This window comes from Candidatus Venteria ishoeyi (genome assembly GCF_030378065.1).
Classification (GTDB): Bacteria; Pseudomonadota; Gammaproteobacteria; order Beggiatoales; family Beggiatoaceae; genus Venteria; species Venteria ishoeyi.
The window spans coordinates 1-11,508 of sequence record NZ_JAUCGJ010000002.1; the positions used below are offsets into that span (position 1 = coordinate 1).

Genomic DNA, 11,508 nt, shown 5'->3' on the forward strand with positions numbered 1-11,508 from the left:
AAGATAATGGACCTGAGAATTTTGCAGTGCTACGTCATATTGCTTTGAGTTTACTTAAGCAGGATTCTTCTCATAAAACGGGTATTGCTAATAAACGACTTAAAGCTGCTCTTGATCAAGACTATCTCTATAAGATATTGACTATGCAGTAAATTTGATGCGATTGCCCTACTATTAACTCAAGTCCGATTGGTAAACCTGCTTCACTCAGTAATGAGGTCATCTGCGTTGCTGCTACTTGGTTGGTGCTCTGTTGTGTGGGTATCCTGGCACAACTCAATGGGACTACCTAAGGTGGCGTTTGGAATTCATGCTCTGATAGTAATGCTAATACCGAGTAGCTATGCCCTACACCAATTGGTTTGTTTCCTGGTGCGGGGTTTGGGTAATAGGTTACACCGTGGTCTGACAGCGTACTTGCATACGGATGCAATGCCGGTGTTGCATCTATTCCTGTCAACCAAAATGGATGTTTTGATAGTTTGGGCAAGGCTGGCAACAGAATATTTATCCGTTCCAGTGCCTTTTCCTGGCGCTCTTTGGCTGCTTCATCTGGTTTTTTTGCGACAAAGAAGCAGTCCACCGCATCATGCAGACTGCTATACTGCTGCTTAAACAAGGATTCAAGCAACAATTCCGCTCCAGTGGAAATTTTAATTATTACGCCAAAAATACACTTCTGGCACACTCAAATCCTGCCGAAACCCTTCCCCTTGTGCATTTAAAATACCAAACCGAGACAGGCCAGGCAGCACCTGCACATCATAAATTTCTTCACAGCCATTCAGATAATGCAAACTGCCCACAATTTTAGCACTGGGCAGGTGAAAAGCCATGACACCGGAAAATAACTTACCTTTAGCAATAGGCAGGTCGTTGAAATACTTGCCACGCAGTTTCGACAAGCCAATAAATAAATAATCGCCGCAACGCGCCATACCACGGGCAAAACCGGGCAGGCGGGCCAGTTCGTGGGCCTTGCCGGTATCGGTATCAATTTGCAGCAAGCTACCGTGCGCCGACTTCAACAGATACAGTTTTTTATCATAAAGACGTGGTGAATGGGGCATGGCTAATCCTCTGGTGATGGTTTCTCCACTGTCCACATCCACCAGCACGCCACCTTTCAGTATATTTTTACGCCAGCCTTCGGGCGTGTCGGTATCACCCAGCGCGGTGACGTAACATGGTTTACCGCCCTGCATGGCGAGGCCATTGAGGTGACAGTGGTCATGGGGCGTGAGTCGGCGAATAAATGGTGGTTGCCAGCATGGGGCAAAGTTGTAATCACCATCAATCAGGCTCAAGCAGGATAAACGTGTATTTATTGCCCACAATCCGGCTTTGCCCCAGGCTATGTGATGAATGTCCAAATCGCCCGTGTGATAGGTGGTGCGAGGCAGGAGCAAATTATCATAAGTATTGGCTTGGTGCGGGTATTCCGATGCAGGTTTAGAGGCATTGCTCAGGATGGTGACTTTTTCCTGCTGTGCCACCGCCAGGTATTTTTCTGATACTGCCAGTCCCATCGGTTGGTTAAAGCTGCGCGGCAGTTGTATGAGTTTTTCCCCCTGGGCGCTGAGCAGGATGAGTTTACCAGCCTGATAGGTGCTGAGTGCCAGCGTGCAGCCGAGGCGGGAGATTAATGCTGCAAATTCAGGGTCATAGTTACAAGCAAAAGCTGTGGCCTGTGATTGCCTCCGCACTGACCGTCTGTTATAGAAAACCGGGGGCGTGTGATTTTCCGTTGCCGTAATATTCCGCCCGGTAAGGCGCTGTCCATAACGGGCCAGCTTGTGACTGTTTCTGAATCTTTCCAGGGTTAAGACAGTAGTGTATTGTATTACGGGATTGCCTTGTTTGTTACATGCTTGCGCAGGTTGTTGCTTTTGTGGCAGAAAATCTATCCGTTTCAGCATTTCTCCAGCTTCAAGATTATTTTTATAAATCAGGCTGTAGACTTGCCGTAAATTGAGCTGGTTAAAAGCTAAATCCAGCGCCAGCATGGTGGCTTCAATACCAAGACCCCGGTTGCAGGGTTTAAACAATCCAATGCGGTATTCCGCCTGACTTTCACTGTAGTCATGCAAAGCTACCAAACCGATAGGGCCATGCCGGTGGTGGATTATCATCCATTCCAGGGAACCCAGTCGTTCCGGTTCTATTACAGCACGCTTACGCAAAGCCCAACGTATTTGTTCAAGGGATTGCGGAGGCTTGCGCCCTGTGGCAAACAGGTGTAGAAAATTTGGGTTATGGTAAGCTCGGAACAATACCTCCACATCTTCCGCTTTGCTGGGGCGGAGGCGGAGGCTGTGGCCTTGAATTTTGAGTGAACTGGACACTAGGATACTCCCTATGTGCATGTTGATACTGAATGCAGGCTAAACAGTAATAAACCCCGTAAGGTCTTTGACCTTACAGGGTTTTAGCCCCCTTTCCGGCGTAGGAGTAAACGCCTTATCGCTTCAGGATTACTGCTTTGTTATTATTACTCCCGTATAAATGTTGCAGAATTTTCTACATTAAATATAGCAAAATTAATTATTTTGCTATATTTAACCCATTATTTATCAATAATTTAAAAATCTAGTTTTTTGAAAACCTGAGTTCTCGGACAGCCTCCTAGACTTTTTCTTCCCGTCTCACTGCGAGTGCTGCTGCTGATTTTTTGTTTTTTTACATAATTTTGAATATTGCAGTAAAGTGCTGGTTAGGAGTGAGAATTTTATAACTTCAGAAACTGGGCTGGTCTTTTTCTCCATTTTCTGCGTTGTGCCTGTTTGGACTTAGGCAGTTACATAGCTTGCTATGCGCCTGTTTTCATGCCTTGAAAATGAATAAAAATCCTGCGCCCAGTTCCTGCACTTATTTCATCCTCACTCCTTAGTGATTATTCAATCCTGTTTCCTATGCGGCAAAGCACCATGAACCACCCTGAATGCGCCCATATGTGGGTGCATTGCCATATATTTATGGTCTAGTTCAGCACGATATGATCTGGCGTTATCCTCTTGCTGTTGCAGAAAGTGAATCATTTTTTCCACATTATGTTTTGAATTAAAAAAAACATTCCATTTAACTTTACTGTTCCTTTGTAATGGATTATGGCAAGGGTAACGATAAAATTTCAAAGTAAGCTGACTATAAGAATACCATGAGCCATGTTGGAATCTTACGCTGGCCAATTGACTCCAGCATTTGTCACTTTTTTCTTTGGTTGAAAATACATCATGTCTTAAAAGGATTGCTCTTTTTTTTGTTGCAATTAATATGTAATAACCAAACCAGGTATCTGTATCCTCACATTTAAGATGAAAATATCCATTACGTTGTTCTTCTTCTGAAAGAAAATGACGAATAATATTTGGGTTCATTATTGTATCCTCAGCAATTAGAAATAAGCATAAAGTTATAAATATTGGAAACCAAAATTAATGAGGCTTTAATCCATTTTTTATTAAATTATGCTTGCTTAATCTATTAACTAATAAATCGTATAATGTATATAATGATAAATAAATTCTAAGGTTTTTTAGTTTTTATCATGAACTGATTTTAGCCTTAATCAAGTTAAGCTGGATTTACAAATACTTAATCATAAAGTTAAGTGCATTTAACATAATGTAAATAAGGGAAATAAAATGGAATTAACACTAGAGAATGTTTTACCCAGACTTATCAGAAAATCAGGCCTGAAAGATATTGAATTAGCACAGAAAATTGGAGTGAGTAAAGCGGCTATCAGTCAGTGGAAGAAAGGTGCAGTACAGCATCCTGACTATAACCATATGATTAAACTGGCTCAGGCATTGAGTCTGGATACCGCAGATACCAGCTTGTTATTGCATAGTGCGGGCTATAAGATGGTAAAAGAGCCAAGGTGGTCTGATAATCATCCTGTCGTTATGGTGTATCAGACGGTGCCAACTACAACCACTTCCATACGTCGCCCCGTTGATTTTTTTGGTCGCACTCGTGTACTTGAAGAAATCTTTGATGCCTGGAATCGTCCTGTGTTTGAACATATTGCGATTACCGGGGGAAAGCGCAGTGGTAAAACTTCTTTACTCAATTATTTAAGGGATATTCATCATGCAACCCGGTTGCGTGCAAAGCAGTATAGAGATTGGTTAAGCGAGGATTTACAATGGGTTTATGTGGATTTTCGTTATGCCAAGACTTTAAGCCTGGAGAAACTCTTGCGACATATCTTGGCTGAATTGAGTTTACCTGCACCTGATGCTTGTGATTTAGATCACTTTACAGAAATCATTGAAGATCAATTAACCGCGCCAGCCATTATCCTGATGGATGATATTGAATTCGGACTGGAATCAGAAGCGTTAGACCAGCGGTTTTGGAATACCATGCGCCATCTGGCGAGCAGTCCGGCAGGCAAGCGCATTGGGTTTTGTATCACTTCGCGCCAAGCACCCGCGCAGTTGGAGGCGCGGGCGGCAGAACTGGGTAAACCCTCACCATTTTTTAATGTCTTTGAGCGAAAAACATTAGGGGCATTAAGCCCTGAAGAAGCTGAGGAATTTCTAACCCATATGGGTATTACCGATGAAGACAGTATTTGGTTTATAGACAAGCTCGGTACTTGGCCTGTGGTGTTGCAGGAGTGCTGCAAGATTCGGCTCAATGCACTGAAATATGAGGAGCAAAACTGGCAAGCAGATTGTCTGGCCCTGAAAGAAACTTATGCCTATTTATTCTCATAATTTATTTTCCTGTTTTTATCTTCTGTTTTATCTGGTTTTTCAACCATCGAAATGGCGGTGCATCGTTGCTGAAATTGCCCCAGATTTAGCACCAGGTTTTACTCTGTCTGATCTGAAACCTGCACATTGGCGGCAAGCTGAAATACGGCACTTGCTATTTGTTGCGTATATTATCGGGCCGTTTTATGTTGGTATCATTTCAGGCTTGTGGTTGTTATTGTCGGGAAGTATTGAAATTGCGTTGCGTGGTTTTGTGTATAGCATGACCATCAGCCTTGTTGGCGGGATATTTGGCGGTATCATCGTCTCCTTTGCTTTTTCCGTAGTAGCTGCACTGCTTGGGGGGATGCTGATTGGTTTTTTATACCAATTGGCACCTGTCTGGAGTCTGATTGCAGGTTTAACCGCCTTGGGCATGGCCAGCCATGTACTTGTCAGCTTGAGTACTTTGAATTCAAAAGTTAATCAAGAAAATGAAAAAATACGGCTTGCCAACATCCAAATACACAGTGTTGTTTTTTCAAATATCAACCTTTTCTTGCAGCGTATTCGCTGCATTTCGCTAAAACAAATTATAGCTGTAGTGCTTGGTCTGTTTAGCACAGCTGGCATTATTTTTATTACTGCATTTATTTTCCACACACTTTTATTCCGTTTTTTCCCCAATTCATTGATACTCTGGGCAACGGGTACGGCTTTGGGCGTAGGGCTGGCATTTGCTTTGTATACCCGACTGTGGTGGACTGCGGTGTTATTAGCAGGCACTTTTGCTTTAGGGATTGTGACTTTGCTCAGCCAGGCTGAAGTTATTGCTGATTTTTTCTTATTACAGCCACTGGCTGGTGGCTTGATGAATGGCTTATTGTTTCCGGTATTATTTGGTTTACCTTATTTGTTGACCAGGGGGATGGCTGATAACTGGAGCGGCATTGTTGCGGGGTTACTGGGCAGTGCCGGGGTTTATTTGCTGGTAATGTTATTTACAGGGCAGCCTGTGGGGCATGCGCTGCTGGGCAGTATCGCAGGGTTCACGCTGGGTCTGACCTATCACTGGTGGAAATCGCCTTTGTTTTATCTGTTGCAAATGCCTTATAACCAGTTTTTGTATCGGGCTGAACAACATCATGATGAGGGGAATTTATTATCCCACCACAGTGCTTATTGGGATGAGCATCAATGGTTGCCGCTGTATGGTTTGGATAAACATCTGGTTTTGGTGGCGGAACGTGATAGTCAGGCGGCTGAGGCTGCATTTTCTTATCTAAATAAGACGCCGCAGTATTGGGCAGTATTAAACGCGCAACTGGAGTTATTTATTCGGGCTTTGGAGCGATGCCAATCTTTGGCAGCAATTAAAACCGTACACCATTATTTACCCATGCCACCAGAAACGTTACAAAATCATTTGATACGTTTTAGCAAACTCAGTGATGCAATAGAACAGAGCTTATCGGCATCTGATAAACCCATTCAATGCCAATCTCTAGAAACTGATATGGATGTAGCGGGTTTATTGCTGAAAGATTTGACCCACGTCCAACATGCAGAAAGCTTGCGCCTGTGCCGGATTGTAGAGCATTGGCGCAGCTTGCTTAACGATCAGGTACGGGACTTGAGTCAGCGTATTGAGCAAAACCGCCCATTTAAAAATCCCTACATCACAGGCGTTCCTTTGACTACAGCGATTACCGGGGTTTTTGTCGGACGCCGTGACATCGCCACCCAGATAGAGCAACTGTTGCAGGCCGTGTATGCGCCGCCTATTTTACTGTTGGGGCAACGGCGCATGGGCAAAACCTCCTTACTGAATCATTTAGAGCGTTTCTTAAGCCATGATTATGTGCCGGTGGTATTGGATTTACAGGGCATTTCCGCTGCCAATCCTGCTGCATTTTTTTATAATGTCAGCCGTATTGTCACGCGCAGCGCCAGGCAAAGTGGACGTTTGGTTCTGCCTGATATTAATCGGAAAATGTTCCAAAGAGAGCCGGTAACGGATTTTAACGAATGGCTGGATAGTGTTGAAGATGCTTTGAGCGGACAAACATTATTACTGGCTTTTGATGAGCTGGAAAGTTTAGAGCTGGCATTTGTTGAGGGCAGTCTGGAACGAAATATGATACTGGGCAGTTTGCGGCATATTATCCAGCACCGCCCACATTTCAAAATTTTATTAACCGGGGCTTATCTGTCACCTGACTGGGCCAGTTATCTGATTAATGTGGAAACTTTGCGCCTGGGGTATTTGCAGGCTGAGGAAGCGCGGGAATTGATTGTGCTCCCGGTTAGACATAAGCTGTCATACCATGAGGCTGCAATTAAAAAAATATTGGCGTTGACCCATGGACACCCTGCCTTGCTGCAATATTTGTGTAAGGCCATTGTAATAGTAAAAAATCGTCAAGAGGCTGAAATAAAAAACAAAGTTTCTGCTGTTGATGTAGAAGCCGCGATACCGATGGCATTACAAAGCGCCAGTCAGTTTTTGATTTACTTAGGGCACGCACAAGGTGAATTGGGACGCAAGGTTTTGCAGTTTATCGCCCGGCAAGTTGAGCAGCAGGCAACGCTGGACTTAGTTCACTTGCGGGAAATACCATTTGCTTCAGAAAACCTGCAAGCCTGTTTAACTCAATTAAAACAACAGGATATATTAGAAGAACCTGTTGCGCAAGAATACTGCTTTCAAGTTGAGTTAATTCGGCATTGGTTTTTAACGCAATAGTTTAAGCTTTCCTGCTACAGGTCTCCTTAACGCCATAAACGCTTTATCCGGCGAATAATCAAGGTCATTAACAGTGGGTGAAGCAGATGATAATAGAGACCACCAGCAACCAGAGCGCTGGCGAGTGAGAACAGTAAAAAGCCGGAAATATCGGCAAATAATGGGTGGATTTCTGTCAGTCTACGCAGTAATGGTGCGATTAGACGCTGGAAGTTTTCGGGTACTTCAAACATCCAGCCTGACAATAAACCTGAGGTGCTGCCAAATAGCTGAGAAATACGAGCCGCAGTTTTGCCTAAGCCGTCAAGTTGTCGCAGCGCCCTGTCCACTTTGGCAAAGTGTTGTTCACTGTATGTTTGCACACAGGATTGCCAACCTAGAGCCGGGGGGAAGTCAATGAGATCAGGTAGTATATTGAGTTGGTCGCCATCGAGTTGAATCAGGGTTTTAAAGCGGCCTTGATATTGTAATTGAGGACTAAGCTGGAACTGAAACGGGGTTTCAATTTCAATGGCACCGGTAATAAGAAAGGCTTTTGCGTAGTGTACAAAACGCAGGGGTAACAGAATAAAATCAACAACAGCCTGCCGCAAGCGTTTAAGCATAGATATATGCAATAAGCTCACTTCAAACTCAGGTTTTATTCGATTTCGGGCTTGGGATCACGCGATAACAAATTGTGTACCGCCTGTTGAGCCGTGCATTGGCCCTGTAAAACCAGGTTCACCTGCTCGCTGATGGGCATTTCAATATGATGTTGCTGCGCCAGCGTGACAATTTGTTTGGCGGCATGAGCACCTTCAACCACTTGCGCAATGTCCTGTTGCGCTTGTTGAATGCCTTCACCCTGCGCCAGGGCATAGCCAAAACGCCGATTACGTGATTGGTTATCGGTGCAGGTTAATACCAAATCACCTAAACCCGCCAATCCCATAAAGGTTTCACGTTGTCCGCCTAGTGCGACACCTAAACGCATGATTTCGGTCAAGCCACGGGTAATCAGGGCTGCGCGGGTGTTAGCACCGAGTTTCATGCCATCGGCAATGCCCGCAGCAATGGCGATCACATTTTTTGCGGCAGCGCCCAGTTGCACGCCTATCATATCGGTGCTGGTATACACCCGGCAGTGGGCATTGCGCAGATACGCCGCAAGCGATTCAGCATATTCCAGTTGATCTGCGGCAATGGTCATGGCGGTGGGTAGATCGGCTGCGACTTCACCAGCAAAGGTGGGGCCGGAGATGACGGCCATTGGTTTGTTTTTGCCAAAATGCTGCTGCGCAACTTGATGCAGGAGTTGCTGTGTGCGTTGCTCCAGCCCCTTTGTTGCCCAACAGATGCCGGTTGCTTCCGGTAATTGCGGCGCAATACGCGCAACTACTTCAGCAAAAGCACCACTGGGTACGACAATAAGCACATGCTTGGCACATTTTAGCGCTGCTTCCAAATCGTCAATGGCTTGCAGTGATTTGGGGAAACTTTGTTCAGGCAGATAACGTTGATTACAGCGTTGTTGCTGTAATTCTTTAGTATGCGCCGCATCATGACCCCATAACCAGACCTGATGTGAATTCCTGGCAAGTAAAATTGCCAGCGCAGTGCCCCAGGAGCCTGCACCAATAACCAGAAAATCACATTCTTGCATTGTTGATTCCTTCAAGGATTTAGCATGAGGTGGAAGCAACTTTCATCGCCATAAGCGATGAATGAAGCCTAGATCGAACTCACTTAATTAACCGTTGCAGTTCCGGCTTCTTCAGTTTGTTGCGCTTGTTGTTGCGCTTGCTGCTGTTGCACCTGCTGCTGGAATAAGCTGTCAAAATCGATAGGTTCTAACAGTAATTGCGGGAAACCACCACGGCTGACCAAATCAGCAACGGTTTCACGTACAAATGGGAATAAGATATTCGGGCAGTAGCTGTTGATTAAATAAGGCATTTGTTCTTGGGCAAAACCCGCAATGGCAAATAAACCTGCTTGCTGCAATTCAACCAGAAATGCTGTTTTATCTTCCATTTTCACCGTTACAGTGATATTGACAACCACTTCATACAGATTTTCACCCTGATTGCTGCTGCTGACAGATAAGTTGAAGTTTACCTGAGGTTGTTGTTGTGAAGGCTTGATAAATAAAGCCGGTGTATTGGGGGTTTCAAAAGAAATATCTTTGGTATAGATTTTTTGTGCTGCCACATACTGTTGTGGTGGTTGCTGTGTGTTTTGCTGTGGATTTTCGTTTTCACTCACGGTGATAATTCCTGATTAATAAATAACTGATGTTACGCAGGGGCTTCATTTTTGGCTATATTGATTTTTTCGGTCAAAAAAATCATCCCTATGCAACGCTGCTTAATCCTGGGGGAGCAAAAAAATAAATTAAGCCTCCAGGATGATTACTTTCTTTATGACTTATCTTTTTTCTTTTTTTGTTTTTCTTTGGCTACTTTGCCTTTGACTAGCGGCAGACTTGCATTTTGCCATGCCATCACGCCGCCTTTGAGGTTAAATACCTGTTCAAAACCATTTTTGCGCAAGGTGTTACACGCTTGTGCTGAGCGTGAACCAGACATACAACTGATAATCACGGGTTTGGTTTTGTGTACTTCCAGTGGTTTAAGACCGGTTTTCAAACGCCCCAGTGGAATATGAATGGAATCAATAATATGTCCATTTTCAAATTCATTGTTTTCCCGTACATCAATGACAACGGCCTCTTGATGATTAATATAATCAACGGCTTCATTAGGACTCAAGCGCCCTGCGCCCGGACCATCATTGAGCAGGTTCCAGAATAAGAATCCGGCAATGGCAACAAAAGCAAAAACCAGTAAGCTATGGTTTGCAATAAACTCAGGGAGATTCTCCATAAGGGATTATTCCTGCACTCCCAGTTTTTTTAAAATCATTGCAGCGGGACAAAACCCGGTAAAGGCGCTTTGAAACAGGTTTAAACCCACAAAAGCTGCCAGAAACAGCCAATATTCATGTTGATAAATTGGACTGCCGGATGCGCCCAATACCAGGCTTAATAGAACAAAACTACCGGCCATTGCAAAAATAATATTATTTAATTTCATAAAAAAACCCCTCGTATGATGAATAGTAAAAAAATCAGTTATGACAGAATGAACAGAAAACGTCCCGCATCATACTGATAAGGCGCAATGTGCGCGCATCACTGACGCGGTAATATACCCGGTTTGCATCCTTGCGGGAAGCGAGAATACCCTTGTCACGCAAAATAGCAAGATGCTGGGAAATATTACTCTGGGAGGTACCGACATGCTCAACAATATCTTGAACACTCAGTTCACTTTCCCCCAAAATGCAAAGGATTTTTAATCTCAGGGGATGGGACATGGCTTTCATTGAACGGGATGCGCGTTCAATATCTTCATCCTGGGTAATCAAGGCGATGGGACTGTTGTCTGTCATAGTGTGTTTCCAACATAATGCGCGCCCATTAAAATAGTGGGCGCAAGAGAATATACTTTGTACTGTTAGTATGGAATTCAAGTAATAGCCGGATATATTACAATATCTTAATATTTTTGGACAGTTCTATACGCCGTTAAAAGCTTTTTTTCACTTCCATATCCAAGAATAATGGTGCGCCATGACTGAAATATAAAGTGACTTTAACCTTATCCCCTTGTTTTAATGCTTTTTTACTACCCATCATCATCAAATGCAAGCCACCGGGCAATAAACTAATCGTCTGATAGGGTGGAATCATTAATTCCCGCAATTCTGTCATACGCGCAACGCCCCCTTCTATTGCCATCTGATGAATTTCCACATGCATAAAATCAGGACTGTTCGCACGTAACAGGCGTATATCATAACCGGTTTTATTTTCCAGTTTCAGATAACCTGCCAATACCCGGATGCTCGGTGGTGCTTCCCGTATCCAGGCATCGTGGGCAATGACATCGGTAAATGTGTCCATATTGTCTTTGTCCCGCGCAAAAACCGGCGCTGTCAACAGACTCAAGAGCACACCTGCAAGTAGCATAAAATGTGTTTTTGTTATCAGAAACATTAAACTGAAACTCC

At 44.0% G+C, this 11,508-nt stretch carries 12 protein-coding genes; 2 read left to right on the forward strand and 10 right to left on the reverse strand.

Annotated features, from left to right (window positions below; all coding sequences use genetic code 11):
• Positions 1-289 precede the first annotated feature (289 nt).
• The 3 genes from QUF61_RS00735 to QUF61_RS00745 form a co-directional block, all read right to left on the reverse strand.
• Positions 290-634, reverse strand: coding sequence for a hypothetical protein (locus QUF61_RS00735; protein WP_289679974.1), 345 nt, complete (start codon positions 632-634; stop codon positions 290-292).
• 19 nt (positions 635-653) lie between these two features.
• Entirely contained in the window at positions 654-2,345 is a 1,692-nt protein-coding gene (locus QUF61_RS00740) for a TIGR03032 family protein (RefSeq protein ID WP_289679976.1), read from the reverse strand.
• 552 nt (positions 2,346-2,897) lie between these two features.
• On the reverse strand, positions 2,898-3,377 hold the full coding sequence (locus QUF61_RS00745; RefSeq protein ID WP_103920706.1) for a hypothetical protein: 480 nt from the start codon (positions 3,375-3,377) through the stop codon (positions 2,898-2,900).
• A gap of 267 nt (positions 3,378-3,644) precedes the next feature.
• Between QUF61_RS00745 and QUF61_RS00750 the strand changes: the two genes are divergently transcribed.
• A complete protein-coding gene (locus tag QUF61_RS00750; RefSeq protein ID WP_289679978.1) occupies positions 3,645-4,727 on the forward strand; it encodes a helix-turn-helix domain-containing protein in 1,083 nt (360 codons plus the stop codon).
• Positions 4,708-7,452: a hypothetical protein gene (locus QUF61_RS00755; protein ID WP_289679980.1), complete on the forward strand. Its 2,745-nt coding sequence runs from the start codon at positions 4,708-4,710 to the stop codon at positions 7,450-7,452. The genes QUF61_RS00750 and QUF61_RS00755 overlap by 20 nt, the downstream gene beginning before the upstream one ends.
• Before the next feature lie 26 nt (positions 7,453-7,478).
• Here QUF61_RS00755 and QUF61_RS00760 read toward each other — a convergent pair whose 3' ends face one another.
• The 7 genes from QUF61_RS00760 to QUF61_RS00790 form a co-directional block, all read right to left on the reverse strand.
• A complete protein-coding gene (locus QUF61_RS00760; protein ID WP_289679981.1) occupies positions 7,479-8,057 on the reverse strand; it encodes a hypothetical protein in 579 nt (192 codons plus the stop codon).
• A gap of 35 nt (positions 8,058-8,092) precedes the next feature.
• Complete coding sequence (locus QUF61_RS00765; RefSeq protein WP_289679982.1) at positions 8,093-9,097, reverse strand: NAD(P)H-dependent glycerol-3-phosphate dehydrogenase; 1,005 nt, start codon at positions 9,095-9,097, stop codon at positions 8,093-8,095.
• 83 nt (positions 9,098-9,180) lie between these two features.
• Positions 9,181-9,699, reverse strand: a complete 519-nt coding sequence (gene secB, locus QUF61_RS00770; protein WP_103920711.1) for a protein-export chaperone SecB — start codon at positions 9,697-9,699, stop codon at positions 9,181-9,183.
• A gap of 155 nt (positions 9,700-9,854) precedes the next feature.
• Complete coding sequence (locus QUF61_RS00775) at positions 9,855-10,319, reverse strand: rhodanese-like domain-containing protein (protein ID WP_289679983.1); 465 nt, start codon at positions 10,317-10,319, stop codon at positions 9,855-9,857.
• A gap of 6 nt (positions 10,320-10,325) precedes the next feature.
• On the reverse strand, positions 10,326-10,529 hold the full coding sequence (locus QUF61_RS00780) for a YgaP family membrane protein (RefSeq protein WP_103920713.1): 204 nt from the start codon (positions 10,527-10,529) through the stop codon (positions 10,326-10,328).
• A 34-nt stretch (positions 10,530-10,563) separates the two neighbouring features.
• Positions 10,564-10,887, reverse strand: coding sequence for an ArsR/SmtB family transcription factor (locus QUF61_RS00785; RefSeq protein ID WP_103920714.1), 324 nt, complete (start codon positions 10,885-10,887; stop codon positions 10,564-10,566).
• Positions 10,888-11,023: 136 nt separating this feature from the next.
• Entirely contained in the window at positions 11,024-11,494 is a 471-nt protein-coding gene (locus QUF61_RS00790) for a copper chaperone PCu(A)C (RefSeq protein ID WP_289679985.1), read from the reverse strand.
• Positions 11,495-11,508: the final 14 nt, after the last annotated feature.

Coding starts and splice junctions, on each gene's coding strand:
- QUF61_RS00790 (WP_289679985.1), bottom strand. CDS start 11,494: ATGTTTCTGATAACAAAAACACATTTTATGCTACTTGCAGGTGTGCTC.
- QUF61_RS00765 (WP_289679982.1), bottom strand. CDS start 9,097: ATGCAAGAATGTGATTTTCTGGTTATTGGTGCAGGCTCCTGGGGCACT.
- QUF61_RS00775 (WP_289679983.1), bottom strand. CDS start 10,319: ATGGAGAATCTCCCTGAGTTTATTGCAAACCATAGCTTACTGGTTTTT.
- QUF61_RS00750 (WP_289679978.1), top strand. CDS start 3,645: ATGGAATTAACACTAGAGAATGTTTTACCCAGACTTATCAGAAAATCA.
- QUF61_RS00745 (WP_103920706.1), bottom strand. CDS start 3,377: ATGAACCCAAATATTATTCGTCATTTTCTTTCAGAAGAAGAACAACGT.
- QUF61_RS00755 (WP_289679980.1), top strand. CDS start 4,708: ATGCCTATTTATTCTCATAATTTATTTTCCTGTTTTTATCTTCTGTTT.
- QUF61_RS00760 (WP_289679981.1), bottom strand. CDS start 8,057: ATGCTTAAACGCTTGCGGCAGGCTGTTGTTGATTTTATTCTGTTACCC.
- QUF61_RS00785 (WP_103920714.1), bottom strand. CDS start 10,887: ATGACAGACAACAGTCCCATCGCCTTGATTACCCAGGATGAAGATATT.
- QUF61_RS00780 (WP_103920713.1), bottom strand. CDS start 10,529: ATGAAATTAAATAATATTATTTTTGCAATGGCCGGTAGTTTTGTTCTA.